The sequence below is a fragment of the Lentzea sp. CC55 genome (assembly GCF_021056325.1).
GTDB lineage: Bacteria > Actinomycetota > Actinomycetes > Mycobacteriales > Pseudonocardiaceae > Lentzea > Lentzea jiangxiensis.
The window spans coordinates 172,889-192,525 of record NZ_JAJCXE010000002.1 but is presented as its reverse complement, the minus strand read 5'-3'; the positions used below and the strand labels follow the sequence as shown (position 1 = coordinate 192,525).

Genomic DNA, 19,637 nt, shown 5'->3' with positions numbered 1-19,637 from the left:
TTATGGCCCGTTCAGAAGTAGTCGTCGACCTAGGCGCGCTGCGGCACAACGTCGCCCTGCTCGCCGGCCTCGCGCCGTCCTCCGAGACCATGGCCGTCGTCAAGGCGGACGGCTACGGCCACGGCGCGGTCGAGGTCGCCAGGGCCGCGCTCGAAGCGGGCGCCACCTGGCTCGGTTCGTGCAGCACGCAGGAAGCCCTCGCTCTGCGCGCGGCCGGCATCCAGGCGCCGATCCTCGCCTGGCTCGACGCACCGGACGAGGACCTGGCCGCCGGGCTCGCCGCGGACGTCGACATGGGCGTCTCCTCGCTGTCGGACCTGCGCCGGATCGAGCAGGCCGCCGAGGAGGCCGACGCGCGGCCGCGGCTGCACCTGAAGATCGACACCGGCCTGAGCCGCAACGGCTGCCAGCCGCGGGACTGGCCCGAGCTCGTCGACGCCGCGAAGAAGCACGAGGTCGTGGCCATCTGGTCGCACCTCGCGTCCGCCGACGTGATCGGCGACCCGTCCATCGACCTTCAAGCCAAGCGGTTCGACGACGCCTACGAGGTGGCGAAGGCGGCGGGGCTCGACCCGTTGCGGCACATCGCGAACTCCGCGGCCCTGCTGACGAGGCCCGACCTGCACTTCGACCTGGTCAGGCCGGGTATCGCGATCTACGGCCTGAACCCCGTGCCGACGGACCACGACCTGCGGCCGGTCATGAGCTTCCGGTCGTACGTGGCTCTCACGAAACGTATCCCCGCAGGTGAGTCCGTGTCCTACGGGATGACATGGACCGCGAGGAAGGACACGACGCTGGCACTGGTGCCCGCCGGGTACGCGGACGGTGTCCCGAGGGCGCTCTCCGGCCGGATGGAGGTGCTCCTGAACGGGAGGCGCCGTCCGGTGGTCGGTCGCGTCTGCATGGACCAGATCGTCGTGAGCTGCGAGGACGACGAGGTGCGGGAGGGTGCCGAGGTCGTGCTGTTCGGCGACGGGAGCCGGGGGGAGCCGACGGCGACGGAGTGGGCGGAGCTGACCGGGACGATCGACTACGAGATCGTCTGCGGGATGTACCGGCCGCGGGTGCGGAGGACCTACACGTGAAGCCGGTGTGGAAGGTCGTCGGGTGGGTCGGTGGCGCCCTCGGCGCCGCCGTCGCCGGTGCGGCCGTGGCGCAGACGGCGAAGGTCTCGCACGAGCGCAAGACGGCGTCCGACAGCTTCGCCGAGGAGCCGCTCGGGCGGCTGCGGCCCGACCGCGAGTCGACCGTGGCCGCCGAGGACGGCGTGCCGATCTCGGTCGAGGAGGTCGACCCCGCGGACGGCGGCGAGCCGGACATCACCGTCGTGCTGGTGCACGGGTTCGCGCTGGACCGCCGCTGCTGGCACTTCCAGCGCCGCGACCTCGCCGAACTGCTCGACCCGCGGGTCCACCAGGTGCTCTACGACCAGCGCAGCCACGGCCGGTCCGGGCGGTCGTCGACCGAGAACAGCACGATCGACCAGCTCGCGCTCGACCTCGACTCGGTGATCAGGGCCATCGCGCCGGAGGGCCCGCTGGTGCTCGTCGGCCACTCCATGGGCGGCATGACGATCATGGCGCTGGCCGAGAAGCACCCGGAGCTCTTCGAGGAACGGGTGCGCGGCGTCGCGCTGGTCGGCACGGCCGCCGGTGCCGTCGGCGGCGCGGGGCTGCCGAAGTCCGTGCTGTCGCGGTACAACCCGGTGACGCTCGGCGTCGGCCGGCTCGCGAGCGTGCAGCCCGGACTCGTCGAGTGGGTCCGCAAGAGCGCGAAGAGCCTCACGTGGAGCGGCATCCGCCTGGGGGCGTTCGGCGACCGCGCGGTAGCACCGTCCCTGGTGGACCTGATGGAGCAGATGATCGGCGGGACCCCGGTGAAGGTGCTCACCGAGTTCCTCGAGACCCTCGGCACGCACGACCGCTACAAAGCGCTGGCGGGTCTGCGGCACTGCGAGGTGCTGATCCTGAGCGGCGACGCGGACAGGCTCACGCCGTTCTCGCACGCCGAGCGGATGGCCGAGGAGATGCCGCACGCCACGCTCGTCCGGGCCCCCGGTGCCGGGCACATGGTGATGATGGAGCAGGCTGACCTCGTCAACGACCACCTGGTCGCGCTCGTCGAACGCTGCGCGGCCGATCGCGGAGAGAGTCGGAAGAAGTGGTGGCGCCGAGCGTGAAGACCGTCGAACTGCCCTTGGTGGAGGACACCGAGGAGTTCGGCCGCAAGCTGGGTGAAGTCGTCCGCGCGGGCGACCTGTTGCTCCTCGCGGGGCCCTTGGGCGCGGGGAAGACGGCGTTCGTGCGCGGTCTGGCGCGCGGCATGGGCGTGCGGGGCCGGGTGTCCTCGCCGACGTTCGTCGTCGCCCGCGTGCACGAGCCGGAGCGGGAGGGCGGCGTGCGGCTGGTGCACGTCGACGCGTACCGGCTCGGGGGTCACCTGGACGAGCTGGACGACCTCGACCTCGACACCGAGCTGGTCGACGCCGTCGTCGCCGTCGAGTGGGGGGAGGGCGTCGCGGAACGCCTGAACGAAGATCATCTCCTGATCCGCCTCGAACGCGGGATCGACGACGTTCGCACAGCTCAGCTGGTGCCGCACGGCGAATGGGCGGACCGCACCCTTCCGGTGTGAAGCCGGTCGGCGGATGGGGTGAAGTCCGTTGAGGACGGAGCACCCCGAGCCGATGCGATCCGCATGACCAAGAAGACCCTCTTCGCGACCGCGGTCGTCGGTGGCGCCCTGCTCGTGGTCGCCCCTGCCTCCGCCGGTGAGCACCACCGCGACGGTGGCGTCGGGGTTGCCGGCAACTTCTGCGCCGCGCCGTGGCAGTGGAACGGCCCGCTCTCGCTGCTGCACGAGGGTCACGCGCCCGGCTACGCGGCGTGCGCCGACAACCTCGCCACCGGTGGTGCCGGCGTCGGCGTGCCGGACGACGCCTGCGTCACGCCGTGGCGGTGGAACGACCAGCTGGAGATCTTCACGGTCGACCGCTCGCGGTCGTCCGCCGCCTGCGACGGGAACCTCTCCGGCCGATGAGCCCGGAGGGTCGCGGGGGATGGCCGAACGAGCCCGTCGGCCATCCCCGGTGGCGGGCGGCTGAGCGGCGTGGCCGGCTGACGGTTCCGGCACTTCACCCGCTTCGGTGAACCTGGAGCCGAGGTCGCACGCCTGCCTCGCGGACGCACGGCAAGTGCGGTCCGGCACACGTACTACCCTGGACAATCGTGCTAGTGCTCGCCGTCGACACGGCCACCCCCGCAGTCACCGCCGGTGTGGTCGAACTCGCGCCCGATTCGCCGCCGCGCCTGCTCGCGAAGCGGGTGACGCTCAACGCCAAGGCCCACGGCGAACTGCTCACCCCGCACATCAGCGACGCGCTCGCGGAGGCCGGCAAGAGCTACGCCGACCTCGACGCGATCGTCGTCGGCGCCGGTCCCGGCCCGTTCACCGGCCTGCGGGTGGGCCTCGCCACCGCCGCCGCGCTCGGCCAGGCGCTCAACCGCCCGGTCTACCCGGTCGCCACCCCGGACGCCATCGCGAGGGACGCCGCCAGCGGTCACCCGCTGCTCGTCGCGACCGACGCGCGCCGCAAGGAGGTCTACTGGGCCGCGTACGACGCCGCCGGCCGCCGCACGGACGGCCCGCACGTCGAGCGCCCGCAGGACCTCGCCGGGAAGCTGCCCGCGTTGGGCGTGCGCCAGGCCACCGGTGAGGGTGCGGAGATCTACGCCGAGGTCCTCGGCCTGGAGCTGCTCCAGGCGAGGCACCCGAGCCCCGAGGGCCTGGTCGCCGCCGCGGCCGCCGAGGTGCTCGCGAAGGCCCGCCCGGCCGCGCTCACCCCGCTCTACCTGCGCCGCCCCGACGCCGTGGAGCCCACCGGGCGCAAGCGGGTGACCAGGGCATGACCACCGGCACCGTCACGCTCGCGCCGCTGCAGCACGCCGACGTGCCCGCGTGCCACGAGATCGAGCTGGCGTTGTTCCCCGGCGAGGACCCGTGGAGCGAGGACGCGTTCCACAGCGAGCTGAACAACGGCAACTACTACCGCGGTGCGTACGCGGGCGACGAGCTGATCGGCTACGCCGGGCTCGCCGCCGGCGCGTACGAGGCCAGCATCCACACGATCGCCGTGGCCGGGCACTGGCAGGGCAGGGGCGTCGGCAGGATGCTGCTGCGCGACCTGCTCGCCCGCGTCGACGAGATCGGCGTGCCGGTCTTCCTCGAGGTCCGCACGGACAACGAGCCCGCGATCGCCCTGTACAAGGCGCACGGCTTCGAGCAACTCGGCCTGCGCCGCCGCTACTACCAGCCGTCGGGTGCCGACGCGTACACGATGGGAAGGCCTGCTCAAAGTGTCTGACCGCTTGATCCTCGGCATCGAGAGCTCGTGCGACGAGACGGGCTTCGGCATCGTCCGCCTCGGTCCGGACGGCTCGCTCGACCTGCTCGCCGACGAGGTCGCCTCCAGCGTCGAGGAGCACGCCCGCTTCGGCGGCGTCGTGCCCGAGGTCGCCTCCCGCGCCCACCTCGAAGCCCTCGTCCCGACCCTGCGCCGCGCACTCGACACGGCGAAGGTCGAGCTCTCCCAGATCCACTCGATCGCCGTCACCGCGGGCCCCGGTCTCGCCGGCGCGCTGCTGGTCGGCGTGTCCGCGGCGAAGGCGTACGCCGCCGCGCTCGGCAAGCCGCTCTACGGCGTGAACCACCTCGCGGGCCACGTGGCCGCGGACACGCTGCAGCACGGCCCGTTGCCGCAGCGCTGCCTCGCGCTGCTGGTCTCCGGCGGCCACTCGCAGCTGCTGCTCGTCGAGGGCGGTCTCGCGAACTCGATCACCGAGATCGGCTCGACCGTCGACGACGCCGCCGGTGAGGCGTACGACAAGGTCGCGCGGCTGCTCGACCTGCCCTACCCCGGCGGCCCGCCCATCGACAAGCTCGCCAAGCAGGGCAACGGGTGCGCGATCGCGTTCCCGCGCGGCCTGACGGGCCCGCGCGACGCGAAGTACGACTTCTCGTTCTCCGGCCTCAAGACCTCGGTCGCCCGCTGGGTCGAGCGCGCCGAACGGGCCGGCGAGGAGATCCCGCTGGCCGACGTCGCCGCGTCGTTCCAGGAGGCGGTCGCGGACGTGCTCACCGCGAAGGCGATCCGCGCCGCGAAGGACCTGGACGTCGGCACGCTCGTCATCTCCGGCGGCGTCGCGGCGAACTCGCGGCTGAGCGGTCTGGCCGCCGAGAGGTGCGCGGAGGCCGGCATCGAGCTGCGCGTGCCGAGGCCGCGGCTGTGCACCGACAACGGCGCCATGATCGCCGCGCTCGGTGCCCACCTCGTCGCGGCGGGCGCGAAGCCGTCGCCCATGGACCTCTCCACGACGCCCGGTCTGCCCGTCGGCACGGTGCAGATACTCTGAGCCCATCCTGGGCGGACTTGAATCTTGGAGTAAGCGGTGAGCGCTGAACCCATGCGCACGATCACGTACCTGTTCCCGATCTACAACGAGGGCGGGAACATCGATCTGCTGCACAAGACGGTGTCCGAGGTCGTCAAGCCGCTCGAGGACCGGTACCGGGTCAACTTCATCTACGTCAACGACGGCAGCCGCGACAACTCGCTGGACCTGCTCAACGCCGTCGCCGACGCGGACGGCCGGGTCACCGTCATCGACCTGGCGCGCAACTTCGGTCACCAGCTCGCCGTGACCGCGGGGCTCGACCTCGCGGACGCCGACGCCGTGATCATCATGGACAGCGACATGCAGGACCCGCCCTCGGTGAGCCTCGAGCTGATCGAGAAGTGGGAGCAGGGCTACGACGTCGTCTACGCGCAGCGCCGCTCACGCCAGGACACGGCGTTCAAGAAGGCGACCGCGCGGGCGTTCTACTGGTTCCTGCGCAAGGTCGCCGAGATCGACATCCCGGAGAACACCGGCGACTTCCGCCTCGTCGACCGCAAGGTCGTCGAGGAGCTGCGCAAGTTCCGCGAGCACAACAGGTTCCTGCGCGGCCTGGTGAGCTTCATCGGCTTCAAGCAGACCGCCGTGCAGTTCGACCGCGACAAGCGCCACGCGGGCGTCACGGGCTACCCGTTGCGCAAGATGCTGCGGTTCGCCGCGGACGGCATCGTCGGCTTCTCCGCCGCCCCGTTGAAGCTGATCTCGAAGGTCGGCTACTTCATCTCGGCCCTCGCGTTCCTCGGCATCTGCTACGTCGTCGGCGTGAAGCTGTTCCTGCCGGCCGCCGCCGTGCCCGGCTGGGCGTTCATCACCAGCGCCGTCTTCTTCCTCGGCGGCATCCAGCTGATCATGCTCGGCGTGCTCGGCAGCTACATCGGCCGCATCTACACGGAGGTGCAGGCCCGCCCGCTCTACAGCGTGGCGTCGGTGCGCACCGCGACCCCGGTGCCGAACGACGCCAGGGCGCTCGCGTCGTGAAGAAGCTGCTGAACGCCCAGCAGCTCCGCTTCGGTCTGGTCGGCATCGGCAACACCCTGGTCGACCTGGTCGGCTACACGGTGCTGTTCGCGCTCGGCACCCCGCTCGTGATCGCGAACCTGATCTCGACCACGACGGGCATGGCGCTCAGCTTCACGCTCAACCGCAGCTTCACGTTCCGCGCGGCAGGCGGGGGAACCGTCCGGCAGGTCGTGCTGTTCGTGCTGGTCACGGGCGTCGGGCTGTGGGTGATCCAGCCGTTGATGATCATGGCGACGCGCGGTGCGTTCTCCGGTCTGCCCGAGACGCTCGCCATCGCGGCGCCCAAGCTCGCGGGCATCTGCGTCGCCCTCGTCTGGAACTACGTGCTGTACAGCCGGCTGGTGTTCCGGCCGGCGGCAGAGCCCGCAAAGGAACCCGTTCATGACTGACACCGCGATCCGCGAGCCGGAGGTCGTCGCCGACGGGGCGTCCCGACCCGCTCCCCGGTGGAAGACCGCGCTGACGGGCGACTTCGCCAAGGTCTTCCTGCTGGTCTTCGCCTGGCAGGTCTTCATGACCGTGCTCGGGCGCGTGCTCGAACCGCTGTTGCCGATCTTCGAGGGCACGCCGCCCTCGTCCCGCTCGGTCGACACGCTGCTGTCGCACACGCACCGCTGGGACGCGGAGAACTTCACCGGCATCGCCGAGGGCACCGCGTACCAGAACGTCCCGACCTCGCAGGCGTTCTACCCGGTCTTCCCGCTGTTCGTGTGGCTCGTGAAGATGGTGTTCCTCGGCAAGATCGGCACGCTGGTCGCGGGCATCATCGTCAACACGGTCGCCACGTGGCTGGGTGCCGTGGCCCTGCTCAAGATCGCCAGGACCTTCCTGACGGGCGAGCGCGCGCCGTGGCTCGTCGTGATGGCGATGCTGACGTGGCCGTCGGCGTACTTCCTGCACGCGTTCTACAGCGAGGCAGTGTTCATCGCGCTCGGCCTGTGGGCGTACCTCTTCGCGCTGCGCAGGCAGTGGGTCTTCATGGGCCTGTGCCTGATGCCGCTGACCGGCGTGCGCATCACCTCGGTGCTGTTCGTCGGCCTGTGCTTCCTCGAGTTCTGGCGCAGCAAGGACTGGAAGCTCCGCGGCCTGCTGTCGTGGCACCTGCTGTGGTTCCCCGCGAGCGCCGTCGGCTTCCTGGGCTTCGCGCTGTACCTGAAGGTCCTGGTCGGCGACCCGCTCGGCATGACGTCGGCGTACGAGAAGGCCCCGGCCTGGTCGTACCACCAGTTCACGCCGAACATCCCCGGGACGCTCTGGAACGAGCTCCTGATGAGCATCAACACCCTGACGAAGCCGGCCGACCTGAACACGTGGAACCTCACGAACCACGTGGTGCCGCTGGCCGGCATCGTCCTGCTGATCGCCGGTTCGGCCTACCTGCTGGCGCAGCGCCGGGGTGACCTGGTGCCCGTGGGCCTCTTCGGCGTCGCGTCGCTGATCATGCTCACGCTGAACGGCAACCTGGTGTCGGTGCACCGCTACCTGCTGCCGTGCTTCGGCATCTACCTGGCGCTGGTGCTGCTCGGCCAGCGCGTCGCCGCGCTCAAGCCCGCGGTGTACGTGGTCATGTACACCGGCCTGGTCACCCAGACCCTGATGTACATGATGTTCGTGTCCGGCAACTGGTCCGGCTGAGGCTCACAGCTCGTTGAGGCCCGGCCTCCCGTCCTCCACCGCGAAAGACGCCTTGGTGGAGACCGGGGAGCCGGGCCTCGTCACGTGGTCGAGGCCGCGGAAGTCCGTGCGCAACTCATCGGGCGTGAACCTGGTGAGCGTGTAACCGCGCCGGTTGTTGAAGTACTTCACGTGCGGGTTCTCGCGCAGCCACAGCGGTGTCTCGGCGTACTCCTCCGACCCGTCGCCACCGGCCGTGATCGACGTCGTGACGAGTTCCGTCGCGAGAGTCCTCGACGACGGGTCGCTCCAGCGCTCCTTGACCTCCGCACCCCACGCCGCGTGCACGTCGCCGGTCAGCACGACCGGGTTCCGCACGTTCGCGAGCTCCGCCACCACCCGGTCCCGGTCGGCGACGTAGCCGTCCCACGCGTCGAGCAGGAACTTGTCGACCTCGCCGGGGACGTAGTCGTACTGCGAGAAGAACACCTGCTGCCCGAGCACGTCCCAGCGCGCCCGCGAGCCCCGCAGGCCCTCGAACAGCCACTCCTCCTGCGCGTCCCCGAGCATCGTGCGCTCCGGCTCCAGCCGTTCCGGGCAGAGCTGCAGCCCGTCGCCGCAGGCCTGGTCGGTGCGGTACCGGCGGGTGTCGAGCATGTGGAACGTGGCCAGCTCGCCCCACCGGACCCGCCGGTACAGCCTTGATGACCTGCGCAGGGGCATGTTCTCGTAGTAGGCCTGGATCGCCGCGGCCCGGCGGGCGGGGAAGTCCGGCTGCGGCTTGTCGGGCAGCGGTCCGGCCCAGTTGTTGTCGATCTCGTGGTCGTCCCAGATGACCGCCCACGGCGCCACGGCGTGCGCGGCCTGCAGGTCCGGATCGGTCTTGTACTGGGCCTGCCGGCGGCGGTAGCCCGCGAGCGTCGTGGTGGTCGGGCCCTCGACCTGGCGGACGTTGCCGCTCGGGGCGACGTGGATGCCGCTCTCGTACTCGTAGGTGTAGTCGCCGAGGTGCAGCACCAGGTCGGGTTCGTCCTCGGCCATGCGCTTGTACGCCGTGAAGTAGCCGTGCTCGTACTGCGCGCACGACGCGAAGGCCATCGTCAGCGGTACCCGCAGGGCGTTCGGTGGGGGCGTTGTGCGCGTACGGCCCGTCCGCGAGAGGTGGTTGAGGGCCTTGAAGCGGTAGAAGTACTCGCGGCCGGACTCCAGCCCGACGAGTTCCACGTGGACGCTGTGCGCCTCCTCCGGTCGAGCCGTGGTGGAGCCGCGTTGCACGATCCGGGTGAATCGTTCGTCGTGGGCGACCTGCCACTCGACGTCGACCGGACGCGCCGGCATGCCTCCCAGGCCGTCGTCGGCGAGGGGCTCGGGGGCCAGCCGCGTCCACAGAACCACTCCATCGGGTGCCGGGTCGCCCGAGGCCACACCGAGTGTGAAAGGGTCGCCGGGACGCGCTGAGGCGGCGGCCGAGAGAGCTGTGACTCCTGCCACGCCTGCGAGCAGCAGCGTTCGGCGCGTCAACGGGGACATGCCCTGAATACGGCTCCCGGATGGTGATCGGTTCGGGGGGCTCGTTGAAGCCTTGGCACTCTCATGGGTAGAGTGCCAATTGCACGGCACCAGCACCGCCCCGACCCCCGCGACGGCGGGGTGGCAGGAGCCGTTAATTCGAACCTGCCAACGACCCGTGGAGGTCATCCCGGTGAGCGTGAACATCAAGCCGCTCGAGGACAAGATCGTCGTTCAGGCCTCCGAGGCCGAGACGACCACTGCCTCCGGCCTCGTGATCCCGGACACCGCGAAGGAGAAGCCCCAGGAGGGCAAGGTCCTCGCGGTTGGCCCCGGCCGCATCGACGACAAGGGCAACCGCGTCCCGCTGGACGTGGCCGTCGGTGACGTCGTCATCTACTCGAAGTACGGCGGCACCGAGGTCAAGTACAACGGCGAGGAGTACCTCATCCTCTCCGCTCGCGACGTGCTGGCCGTCGTCAACTAACTGACGACGCTCGGCTGTCATGCCTGACGCCCCGGCGCCCCACCCGGGGCTACCGGGGCGTTTCGCTACCCAGAGAGGCTTTTGAGTCACATGCCCAAGCAGATCAGCTTCGACGAGGACGCTCGTCGGGCGCTCGAGCGCGGCGTCAACAAGCTCGCGGACACGGTCAAGGTCACCCTCGGCCCGCGCGGTCGCCACGTCGTGCTCGACAAGAAGTTCGGTGGCCCCACGGTCACCAACGACGGTGTGACGATCGCCCGCGAGATCGAGCTGGACGACGCGTTCGAGAACCTCGGCGCGCAGCTCGCCAAGTCGGTCGCCACCAAGACCAACGACGTCGCGGGTGACGGCACCACCACCGCCACCGTGCTGGCGCAGGCGCTGGTCAAGGAAGGCCTGCGCAACATCGCCGCGGGCGCCAACCCCACCGCGCTCGGCCGGGGCATCCAGGCCGCCTCCGACGCCGTCGTGGACGCGCTCAAGGGCAAGGCCACCCCGGTCAAGGGTCGCGAGAACATCGCGCAGGTCGGCACGGTCTCGTCGCGTGACGAGTCCATCGGCGCCCTGCTCGGCGAGGCCATCGAGCGCGTCGGCGAGGACGGTGTCATCACCGTCGAGGAGTCGTCCACGCTCGCGACCGAGCTCGCGATCACCGAGGGCGTGCAGTTCGACAAGGGCTACGTGTCGACGCACTTCTCGACCGACCTCGAGGCGCAGGAGGCCGTCTACGAAGACGTCCGCATCCTGCTGCACCGCGAGAAGATCTCGGCCCTGGCCGACGTCCTCCCGATCCTCGAGAAGGTCGCGGAGTCCGGCAAGCCGCTGCTGATCATCGCCGAGGACGTCGAGGGCGAGGCCCTGTCCACGCTGGTGGTCAACGCCGTTCGCAAGACCCTGAAGGTCGTCGCCGTGAAGGCGCCGTTCTTCGGCGACCGCCGCAAGGCGTTCCTGGACGACCTCGCGGTCGTCACCGGCGGCGAGGTGATCTCCTCGGAGATCGGCCTCAAGCTGTCCGAGACCACGCTCGACCAGCTGGGCACCGCCCGCCGCGTCGTCGTGACCAAGGACGACACCACGATCGTCGACGGCGGCGGCACCAAGGCCGACATCGCCGGCCGCGCGGAGCAGCTGCGCCGCGAGATCGAGGCCACTGACTCCGACTGGGACCGCGAGAAGCTGCAGGAGCGCCTCGCGAAGCTCTCCGGCGGCATCGCCGTGATCAAGGTCGGCGCCGCCACCGAGACCGAGCTCAAGGAGCGCAAGCACCGCATCGAGGACGCGGTCGCCGCTACGAAGGCCGCGGTCGAGGAGGGCATCGTCCCCGGCGGTGGCTCCGCTCTCGTGCACGGCTCCAAGGTGCTCGACGGCGGCCTCGGCCTGTCCGGTGACGAGGCCACGGGTGTCGCGCTCGTCGCGAAGGCCCTGTCCGCGCCGCTGTTCTGGATCGCCGCGAACGCGGGCCTCGAGGGTGCCGTCGTGGTGAACAAGGTCCGCGAGGGCGAGTGGGGCTTCGGCCTCAACGCCGCCACGCTGGAGTTCGGTGACCTGCTCGAGCAGGGCATCATCGACCCGGTGAAGGTCACGCGGTCCGCCGTGGCGAACGCCGCCTCCATCGCGCGCATGGTGCTCACGACCGAGAGCGCCGTCGTCGAGAAGAAGGCGGAAGAGCCCACCTCCGCCGCGGCCGGGCACGGCCACGGCCACGGGCACGGCCACTGAGTTCCAGGCCGCCGCTCCGGACGTTCCGCGAGCGCAGCTTTTGAGAACGAACGAAACGGGCGGCACCTCCGGGTGCCGCCCGTTTGTTTTTAAACGATCGCCAATTGGCGCTTTCTCGCCTTGATGATGTGGTCGCGCTCGGATTCCGAGAGCCCGCCCCAGATTCCGTACGGTTCCTGCACCGCCAGCGCGTGTTGGCGGCACAACTCCAGAACCGGGCAGGCGAGGCAGACAGCCTTGGCGCGAGCTTCCCGCCGGGCTCTCGCCGGACCCCGCTCGCCGTCGGGGTGGAAGAAGAACGCGCTGTCCATGCCCCGGCACGAACCGCGCATCTGCCAGTCCCAGAGATCTGCGTTGGGACCGGGGAGCCTTCGGGTGTCCGCCATCGAGACCGCCTCCGTGACGACTGCTCCATTCGGCTTAATGATGATCCACCGTAGAACCGCGTCAAAACTTGTTCAAGAGGCAGAAGACCCTTATCAACTGATGGGTGACAGCACGCGTGTTCGATCACTCACCGCCCGGAGTTGCCACCCGGATGAGGTGAACGGACGATGGCTCCCGTGATGACCCCGCCGGAGCGCGCATCTGCCGGTGGTCCGGCGGGCGAGCCCCTCCTGTCGGTGGCCGCCGTGGCCAGGCGGCTCGGCGTGGCTCCCGCCACCCTCCGCACGTGGGACCGCCGTTACGGGCTCGGCCCGAGCGGTCACACCGTCGGCCGCCATCGGAAATACGGGCCGCGCGACGTCGCCCGGCTCGAATTGATGCAGCGCGCACTTCTTCGTGGCGCGTCTTCCGCCGAGGCCGCGCGTTTCGCTCTCGACTCGAAATCGTCAATGGCGCACGGCGAGGTTTCTGTCGCTGGATCGGGTGGTGGCGGACGCGTTTTGAAAATGCCCGGAGCGTCTCCGACGGCGCGCGGACTGGGCAGGGCGGCGGTCGCCATGGATTCCATCGCCGTGCAGGGGATGCTCGCCGACTCGCTGGCGTCCGACGGGGTCGTCGCGACCTGGAACGAGGTCGTCCGCCCGGTCCTGACGGCCGTCGCGGCGCGGTGGCAGCTCTCCGGTGCCGGCGTGGAGGTGGAGCACCTGCTGAACGAGTGCGTGCTCGCGGCGTTCGTGCGCGCAACGCCTCTCGTCACTCTCGGGCGCAACCATCGGCCTGTGCTGCTGGCGTGCATGCCGGAGGAGAGGCACAACCTTCCTCTCTACCCCTTGGCGGCGGAACTGGCGCAGCGCGGAATCGTGGTCCGGCAGCTGGGGGCGGCGCTGCCGCTGGACGCGCTGTCCGCCGCCGTGCGCCGCACCGCTCCCTCCGCGGTGGTGCTGTGGGCGCAGCTGCCCCGGTACGCCGATCCGGGGGTGATCTCCGCGCTGCCGCGCACCCGGCAGCAGGTGCGGGTGTTCGTCGGCGGTCCTGGCTGGCGGCGCGGGGTGGTCACGCCGCCGGCCGAGCGGGTCGAGGACCTCGCCGCCGCCGTGGCCGCCGTCGAGGCCGCCGTCACCTGACAGACTCACCCCGTGGAAGAGGAGCTGCGCCGGGCCGCGTTCGGTGACTCGCCCGATCTCGCCGTCTGGTCGGCGCTCTGCGCCGGGAGCTCCCGGGTGAGGTGGCTCGCGGCCGTGGTCCTGGGCGGTCAGGGCCACTACGCGGCCGCCGCCACCGTGCTGGCCGCGCTCCGCCACGACCCCGACCCCGTGATCGCGTCCCTTTCCCTCTCGACTCGCGCGTCGCACCTGCGCCAGCTGGGGGCGCACCACCTCGCCCGGCCGCTCGACGGCGCGGCGCTCGCGCGGGTGCGCGGAACGGACGCCGGGGACCCGGACGGGATCGACGCCGCGGGGGCCCGGACGGACGCGCTGCTCGGGCTCGCGGCCGATTCGCTCGGTGCTCAACGCCTCGGGGAGGCCCGCAGGTTGCTCGCGCGGGCCGAGACGCGGTCGTGGCGGGCCGAGGTCCGGCGGGGCTGGGTGAGCGCCGAGGTCGAGCTGGCGTCCGGGCGCGCGCAGGCCGCGGTGGCGCCCGCCGAGGAGGCGCACGGCGTGGCGACGAGGCGGAAGGCGCTCCGCCACGAACTCAAGTCGGCACTCGTCCTGGGCACCTCGTTGGTCGTGCGAGGGACACCCGAAGGCCTGGAACGAGGGCATGAGCTAGTCGGGTGTGAGCTAAATCACAGCGCCTTGAAAAAGCTTCATCCGTTGATCTGGCCGAGCGCTCTCGTCCTGGTGGGTCATGCCCCCACGGTCGGCGCAGACGTCCTCGACCGGGCGACGGACGCTCTGAGCTGCGTGTTGCGCAGAGCTGATGCCGTCAGCCGAAGGGCCGCACTCGAGTCCCCCTGGGTGCCGACCGGGCTGCTCCGTTCCGGGGAACCCCCGAACGCAGACCCTCAGGCGAACTTCTTGACGGATTAAGCACCGGATCGTGTCAAGGTCTGGCCTCCAGCGTCCGATAGGGGAGATGGAACGTCACTCGGCTGCAGGAAAGGAGTCCCCGTGACCACGGTCCTTATTTGCGACGACCGGCGCAGTGTGCGGGAGGGTCTCACCCGCGTGATGTCGGCTGTCCCCGGGGTTAGCCGCATCGACTGCGTAGCGCACGGTGACGAGTTGTTGGCTCGCTTTTCAAGGCAGCCGGTCGACGTCGTCCTGGTGGGAACCCAGCGCGCCGTCCCGACCGGGGTGGAAGCAACCCGTCGGCTCGTCTCCGCGAACCCGCAGGCAAACGTCATCGTCTTCGGAGCACCCGACGACGCCGGGAGCATCGCCGCGGCGATCGCCGGTGGTGCCCGCGGTTACCTGAGGTGGGACGCGTCGCGCCCCGAGCTTGTGGCAGCCCTCGCGCACACGCTCGCCAGCACCTCGGTGCCGGCGCCTCGTCAGCCCTCCGACCCCGGCGTGCAGCTCACGGAGCGTGAGCTCCAGGTGCTGCGGGGCATGAGCCAGGGCAAGAGCAACGGCCAGATCGGCCGCGAGCTCTACCTGTCGGAGGACACGGTGAAGACGCACGCACGTCGTCTCTTCCGCAAGCTCGGTGTCCGTGACCGCGCTCAGGCGGTCGCGCACGGCTTCCGGCGAGGCCTCGTCCAGTAAGCCGCTCTCGCCGCACCGGCCCCGCGTCCTCATATGCCGCATGTGGGGAAGCGGGGCCGGTGGCGTGAGAGGGCTCACCCGTTCAACCGCGCGGTCCTCCGGTCGCGAACATGGCCCAGCCCGGTGACGATGTCGCCGGGCTGTGAGCTGTTCGGTGTGTCGGCTGGTCACTCGGGGTGTCCATAGCCCCCTGATGAACAGGGGCCCGAAGACCGGTACGGTGAAGCCGCTGCACCGAGTCGCTGTGAGTGACTCGTGATGCTTCCTGTCGGTACGCCAACAGGTAACACCAGGGCTGTTGTCTGCGATGACCAACTTGGGGGACGGACTGGACGCCGAAGTGGGCGCGGCCGTCGACGGCGACCGCCAGGCGATCGAACGCCTGCTGGCCTCCATACGTCCCCTCGTGGTGCGGTACTGCCGCGCCAGAGTTGGCAGGCAGGAGCGGAGCTTCGCTTCGGCGGACGATGTGGCCCAGGAGGTGTGTCTCGCGGTGCTCACGGCATTGCCCAGCTACCGCGACCAGGGTCGGCCCTTCCTCGCGTTCGTCTACGGGATCGCGGCGCACAAGGTTGCCGACGCACATCGGTCTGCCGCCAGGAACCGCTCCGAGCCCGTTCCCGAAGTTCCCGACGCGCCGGAGACCGGAGCTGGTCCGGAGCAGCGGGCGATGCAGGGCGAACTCTCCGACCGGATGGCCGTTCTGCTGCGGGTCCTGCCGGAGAAGCAGCGGGAGATCCTGCTGTTGAGGGTGGTGGTCGGACTCTCCGCCGAGGAAACTGCCGAGGCGGTCGGTTCGACGCCGGGTGCGGTCCGGGTGGCGCAACACCGTGCGCTCGCTCGGCTGCGCAAGTCGCTGGCAGCGGAGGAGGTGGTCTGAGTGGCCGACGAACACGGGAAGGACGACGAAGAAGTGCGCGGACAGGACGATAGATCCCCGCACGAACACGTCGCAGATGATCTTTCGGCTGTACAGGCTGATGACAAGCTGCTGGACGCACTGGGGTCCGCGACACCAGGTGCGGCCGGCTCGTGGGGCGACGACGACCTGAACGCGTTGCTGCTCGCGTGGCGCAACGAGGTGGAGACCGAGCCGTTCGGCGAGCTCGTCGACACCGACACCGCCATCGCGACGATCCAGGCCGCCCGCCCGCAGCCGGTCTCGAGGCACCGCTTCCTGATCCCGCTGGCGAGCGCCGCCGCGGTCCTGGCCATCGCCTTCACCGGCATGAGCCTCGTGGCCCGCGACGCACAGCCGGGCGACGCGCTCTGGGGCCTCACGCGAGTCCTGTACTCCGAACACGCGAAGTCGATCGAAGCCGCCGCCATCATCAGCGGCGACCTCGACGCGGCCCGCCTGGCACTGCGCGAGGGCAAGGTCAACGAGGCCCGCGAGAAGCTGAACAAGGTCGAGGCCAGCCTGGGCTCCGTGTCGACCGCGGACGGCAAGGCGCAGCTCGAGGAGAAGCACAAGGAGCTCGAAAAGGAGCTCGACACCAACACCTCGACCACGCCACCGCCCCTCACGACCACCCCGGCCACGCAGCCGACCCGGTCCACGCAGCCGTCGACGCCGTCCTCGACGCCGTCGAGCGAGCCGCCGGTCACCACGCGGCCGACGCCTTCGACCTCGTCGGAGACCCCGCCGCCACCGGTGTCCAACGGGGAGGACCCGCCCCCGCCTCCGCCGCCCCCTGTCGATCCCACTCCGGGGTCGAGCGGGACGGCTGGGACCGCGGGGACTGCCGCGGAGACCGCCGGGCAGTCGACCGGGACCAACTGAGGCCTTCTCGGCCATGTGAGACGCGATGTGAACGGCCCCTGATCTTTCGAGGTCAGGGGCCGTTCACATGCCCGGGGTGTCACACGTCGGGTGGAATGTGAACTGCCGGTCGGCTGGTGGTGTGGCCCAGGTCGGCTTGCGTGAGCTGGGTTCCGGTTCCGGCGGGGGTGGTCTTGTTCAGGGCCGTGTGGTTCGTGCGGCTCGGCTTCGCCATCGCGGTGGGTGGGAGGTGGCTCGCCTTCGGCTTCGCGCCGGGGTTGTCAGACCCGCTGAGTACGTTTGGTCGCGGGGGACTCGGAATCAGAGGGGACCCTTGCGTAAGCCTGCGTTCAACCTCGCTGGGCTCCGCTCGCCCTCATGCTGGATCCGGCTTCACGCGCCTGATTGACGTCGCGGTGGGGCGGGCTCGCGCCTGATTGACGTCGTGGTGGGGCGGGCTCGCGCCTGCCTGAGTCGCGGTGGGGCGGCTTTGCGTCTGCTTGACGTCGCGGTGAGACGGCTCTGCGTTCGCCCGGCTTGTTCCGCCGGCCTACCGGCCCTGCTCGGTCGGTTTGCCCGTCAGCCCTGTGTGGCCAGCTTCGCTCCGCCCAGCCCTGCGTGGCCAGCCTCGCTCCGACCTGTCCTGCCCGCCTCGGCTTGTAGCAATGTTGACATTCCTACAAGCGACGATGGCGCGTTTCAGCACTGAGCCGAACCTGGCGATTCAGGCTGCTCAGCCGACTCGCAGCCGACCCGGGCCGCGCCTCTGACGCGGCCTGCGTTTCCGGAGCCGCGCTGTCACTGGTCGTCCTCCGGTCAGCGAACGTCCGCCCACCGCGGCTTGGTCCACCGCATCCCGACGCGCCGCAGCCCACCCGCAGCCCGACACGGCGCACCGCACGAAAAGCGGAGAACTCAGCGAGCCGACTCCGTGGCCGTCACACCGTCCGCGTACCCCCGGCAGTACTCCCAGCTGACGTAGGCGCCGGGATTCGGGTCGAACGCGGGCTCGTGCGGGCGCATGTGGCCGTCGGCGAGGAGCTGTTCCAGTGAGGCTCGCAACAGCTCCCAGTCGTGGTAGTGCGGCTCCTGGCACTCGCCGCAGTCCACGACGATGCCCCGGACGCCGCGGTGTTCCAGCAGCGCCTGGTAGACGGCGAGGTCGCTCAGGTCGCTGACCAGCTCTGTTCGCTCGTCTTCGTCCATCGGCGGGTGGTCGTGGTCGGGTTCGCCCAGGGACAGCGCGGGGTCCTCTGGGTCGCCCGCGAAGGGGTCCGGTGGCAACGCGTCGTGCGGCACGACCCCGCACGGTACCCCCCGTGGTGTTGTGGGCGTCCAGATACCATGGGGCGCACCGCCTCCGCCTGCGGAAACTGGACACGCAGGTCCCCAAAAGGGCAGGCAGAGCGCAGACCGCACCACGGAAGGCATGTCACCCGCTATGACCAGCGAGCTCAACGCTGACGGAGTCCCGGCCAAGTTCGCGATGCTGGGACTGACCTTCGACGACGTGCTCCTGCTGCCTGCCGAGTCGGACGTCGTGCCCAGCGGCGTCGACACGAGCACCAGGATCTCGCGCAACATCACCCTCAAGATCCCGCTGGCCAGTGCCGCGATGGACACGGTCACCGAGGGCCGGATGGCGATCTCGATGGCGCGCCAGGGCGGCATCGGCGTGCTGCACCGCAACCTGAGCATCGAGGACCAGGCCCGCCAGGCCGAGACCGTCAAGCGGTCCGAGGCCGGCATGGTGACCGACCCGGTCACGTGCTCGCCGGACGCCACGCTCGCCGAGGTCGACGCGCTGTGTGCGCGGTACCGCATCTCCGGTGTGCCGGTGACCGACGCGAGCAACAAGCTCGTGGGCATCATCACGAACCGCGACATGCGCTTCGAGCTCGACCACAGCAAGCGCGTGAGCGAGGTCATGACCAACGGGCCGCTGGTCACCGCGCAGGTGGGCGTGTCGGCCGACGCCGCGCTCGGGCTGCTGCGCCGCCACAAGGTCGAGAAGCTGCCGATCGTCGACGGTGACGGCAAGCTCAAGGGTCTGATCACGGTCAAGGACTTCGTGAAGACCGAGCAGTACCCCAACGCCACCAAGGACCCGGACGGCCGCCTGCTGTGCGCCGCCGCCGTCGGTGTGGGCGAGGACTCGTTCGTGCGCGCGATGACGCTCGCCGAGGCGGGGGTCGACGTGCTGATGGTCGACACGGCCCACGGCCACTCGCGCGGCGTGCTGGAGATGGTCGCCCGCATCAAGAAGGAGCTCGGCGACTCGACGGACGTCGTCGGCGGCAACGTCGCGACGCGCGCCGGTGCCCAGGCGCTGATCGACGCGGGCGCGGACGGCGTCAAGGTCGGTGTCGGCCCCGGCTCCATCTGCACCACGCGCGTCGTCGCCGGTGTGGGTGTGCCGCAGATCACCGCGATCTACGAGGCCTCGCTCGCCTGCCGTGCGGCCGGCGTGCCGGTGATCGGTGACGGCGGCATCCAGTACTCCGGCGACATCGCCAAGGCCATCGCGGCCGGCGCGTCCGCCGTGATGCTCGGTTCGCTGCTCGCGGGCACCCAGGAGGCGCCCGGCGACCTGATCCTGGTCAACGGCAAGCAGTTCAAGACCTACCGCGGCATGGGCTCGCTGGCCGCGATGCAGTCGCGCGGCGAGAACAAGTCGTTCTCGAAGGACCGCTACTTCCAGGACGACGTGCTCAACGAGGACAAGCTCGTCCCCGAGGGCATCGAGGGCCGCACGCCGTTCCGCGGCCCGTTGTCGCAGGTCGTGCACCAGCTCAACGGCGGCCTTCGGGCGGCGATGGGCTACACGGGCTCCCGCACGATCGCCGAGCTGCAGAACCAGCAGCTCGTGCGCATCACGGCGGCGGGCCTGAAGGAGAGCCACCCGCACGACATCACGATGACCGTCGAGGCTCCGAACTACACCACCCGTTAGGGTGTTCTGGCTGCTTGAAGCC

The 19,637-nt window shown here is 70.3% G+C and carries 21 protein-coding genes and 1 pseudogene; 19 read left to right on the top strand and 3 right to left on the bottom strand.

What is annotated here, in order from left to right; genetic code table 11:
* Positions 1-2 precede the first annotated feature (2 nt).
* The 10 genes from alr to L6E10_RS01605 all read left to right on the top strand — a co-directional run bounded on the left by alr (position 3) and on the right by L6E10_RS01605 (position 8,111).
* The gene (alr, locus tag L6E10_RS01650) at positions 3-1,088 is read left to right on the top strand and encodes an alanine racemase (protein ID WP_236216074.1); all 1,086 of its coding nucleotides are present in this window, start codon (positions 3-5) and stop codon (positions 1,086-1,088) included.
* Positions 1,085-2,182 (top strand): alpha/beta fold hydrolase, encoded by a 1,098-nt coding sequence (locus L6E10_RS01645; protein ID WP_236216073.1) that lies wholly within the window; start codon positions 1,085-1,087, stop codon positions 2,180-2,182. Before alr ends, L6E10_RS01645 begins: the two co-directional genes overlap by 4 nt.
* A complete protein-coding gene (gene tsaE / locus L6E10_RS01640; protein ID WP_236216071.1) occupies positions 2,179-2,637 on the top strand; it encodes a tRNA (adenosine(37)-N6)-threonylcarbamoyltransferase complex ATPase subunit type 1 TsaE in 459 nt (152 codons plus the stop codon). Before L6E10_RS01645 ends, tsaE begins: the two co-directional genes overlap by 4 nt.
* 63 nt (positions 2,638-2,700) lie before the next feature.
* Positions 2,701-3,042 carry a hypothetical protein gene (locus L6E10_RS01635; RefSeq protein ID WP_236216069.1) on the top strand — a complete coding sequence of 114 codons (342 nt, stop codon included), beginning with the start codon at positions 2,701-2,703 and terminating at the stop codon, positions 3,040-3,042.
* 188 nt (positions 3,043-3,230) lie between these two features.
* Positions 3,231-3,911 carry a tRNA (adenosine(37)-N6)-threonylcarbamoyltransferase complex dimerization subunit type 1 TsaB gene (gene tsaB / locus L6E10_RS01630; RefSeq protein WP_236216067.1) on the top strand — a complete coding sequence of 227 codons (681 nt, stop codon included), beginning with the start codon at positions 3,231-3,233 and terminating at the stop codon, positions 3,909-3,911.
* Complete coding sequence (gene rimI, locus L6E10_RS01625; protein WP_236216065.1) at positions 3,908-4,366, top strand: ribosomal protein S18-alanine N-acetyltransferase; 459 nt, start codon at positions 3,908-3,910, stop codon at positions 4,364-4,366. The genes tsaB and rimI overlap by 4 nt, the downstream gene beginning before the upstream one ends.
* On the top strand, positions 4,359-5,414 hold the full coding sequence (gene tsaD, locus L6E10_RS01620) for a tRNA (adenosine(37)-N6)-threonylcarbamoyltransferase complex transferase subunit TsaD (RefSeq protein WP_236216063.1): 1,056 nt from the start codon (positions 4,359-4,361) through the stop codon (positions 5,412-5,414). The genes rimI and tsaD overlap by 8 nt, the downstream gene beginning before the upstream one ends.
* A gap of 36 nt (positions 5,415-5,450) precedes the next feature.
* Positions 5,451-6,434 carry a glycosyltransferase family 2 protein gene (locus tag L6E10_RS01615; protein ID WP_236216061.1) on the top strand — a complete coding sequence of 328 codons (984 nt, stop codon included), beginning with the start codon at positions 5,451-5,453 and terminating at the stop codon, positions 6,432-6,434.
* The gene (locus tag L6E10_RS01610; RefSeq protein ID WP_236216059.1) at positions 6,431-6,865 is read left to right on the top strand and encodes a GtrA family protein; all 435 of its coding nucleotides are present in this window, start codon (positions 6,431-6,433) and stop codon (positions 6,863-6,865) included. Before L6E10_RS01615 ends, L6E10_RS01610 begins: the two co-directional genes overlap by 4 nt.
* Positions 6,858-8,111, top strand: a complete 1,254-nt coding sequence (locus tag L6E10_RS01605) for a hypothetical protein (RefSeq protein ID WP_236216057.1) — start codon at positions 6,858-6,860, stop codon at positions 8,109-8,111. Before L6E10_RS01610 ends, L6E10_RS01605 begins: the two co-directional genes overlap by 8 nt.
* 3 nt (positions 8,112-8,114) lie before the next feature.
* Here the strand turns inward: L6E10_RS01605 and L6E10_RS01600 are convergent, their stop codons facing one another.
* Entirely contained in the window at positions 8,115-9,620 is a 1,506-nt protein-coding gene (locus tag L6E10_RS01600) for an alkaline phosphatase (RefSeq protein ID WP_236216055.1), read from the bottom strand.
* 172 nt (positions 9,621-9,792) lie between these two features.
* Between L6E10_RS01600 and groES the strand changes: the two genes are divergently transcribed.
* Both groES and groL read left to right on the top strand, forming a co-directional pair.
* Entirely contained in the window at positions 9,793-10,086 is a 294-nt protein-coding gene (gene groES / locus L6E10_RS01595) for a co-chaperone GroES (protein ID WP_030478362.1), read from the top strand.
* Positions 10,087-10,176: 90 nt separating this feature from the next.
* A complete protein-coding gene (gene groL, locus L6E10_RS01590; RefSeq protein WP_236216053.1) occupies positions 10,177-11,805 on the top strand; it encodes a chaperonin GroEL in 1,629 nt (542 codons plus the stop codon).
* An 89-nt stretch (positions 11,806-11,894) separates the two neighbouring features.
* On the opposite strand, the gene L6E10_RS01585 is transcribed toward groL, so the two are convergent.
* Entirely contained in the window at positions 11,895-12,191 is a 297-nt protein-coding gene (locus L6E10_RS01585) for a WhiB family transcriptional regulator (RefSeq protein WP_275675736.1), read from the bottom strand.
* A 168-nt stretch (positions 12,192-12,359) separates the two neighbouring features.
* Here L6E10_RS01585 and L6E10_RS01580 point away from each other — a divergent pair.
* The 6 genes and pseudogenes from L6E10_RS01580 to L6E10_RS01555 form a co-directional block, all read left to right on the top strand.
* Positions 12,360-12,605, top strand: a pseudogene (locus L6E10_RS01580) (MerR family transcriptional regulator); the annotation flags it as partial.
* Between the two features lie 144 nt (positions 12,606-12,749).
* Positions 12,750-13,316: a hypothetical protein gene (locus L6E10_RS01575; protein ID WP_236216181.1), complete on the top strand. Its 567-nt coding sequence runs from the start codon at positions 12,750-12,752 to the stop codon at positions 13,314-13,316.
* A gap of 12 nt (positions 13,317-13,328) precedes the next feature.
* Entirely contained in the window at positions 13,329-14,222 is an 894-nt protein-coding gene (locus tag L6E10_RS01570) for a hypothetical protein (protein WP_236216051.1), read from the top strand.
* 81 nt (positions 14,223-14,303) lie between these two features.
* Positions 14,304-14,900 carry a response regulator transcription factor gene (locus L6E10_RS01565; protein ID WP_030471988.1) on the top strand — a complete coding sequence of 199 codons (597 nt, stop codon included), beginning with the start codon at positions 14,304-14,306 and terminating at the stop codon, positions 14,898-14,900.
* Positions 14,901-15,207: 307 nt separating this feature from the next.
* The gene (locus tag L6E10_RS01560) at positions 15,208-15,780 is read left to right on the top strand and encodes a sigma-70 family RNA polymerase sigma factor (protein WP_053737331.1); all 573 of its coding nucleotides are present in this window, start codon (positions 15,208-15,210) and stop codon (positions 15,778-15,780) included.
* Positions 15,781-16,683 (top strand): anti-sigma-D factor RsdA, encoded by a 903-nt coding sequence (locus L6E10_RS01555; RefSeq protein WP_236216049.1) that lies wholly within the window; start codon positions 15,781-15,783, stop codon positions 16,681-16,683.
* An 894-nt stretch (positions 16,684-17,577) separates the two neighbouring features.
* Here L6E10_RS01555 and L6E10_RS01550 read toward each other — a convergent pair.
* Positions 17,578-17,961, bottom strand: a complete 384-nt coding sequence (locus L6E10_RS01550; protein WP_236216047.1) for a DUF5319 family protein — start codon at positions 17,959-17,961, stop codon at positions 17,578-17,580.
* A 142-nt stretch (positions 17,962-18,103) separates the two neighbouring features.
* Here L6E10_RS01550 and guaB point away from each other — a divergent pair, with 142 nt between their 5' ends.
* A complete protein-coding gene (gene guaB, locus L6E10_RS01545; protein WP_236216175.1) occupies positions 18,104-19,615 on the top strand; it encodes an IMP dehydrogenase in 1,512 nt (503 codons plus the stop codon).
* The last annotated feature ends 22 nt before the right edge of the window (positions 19,616-19,637 follow it).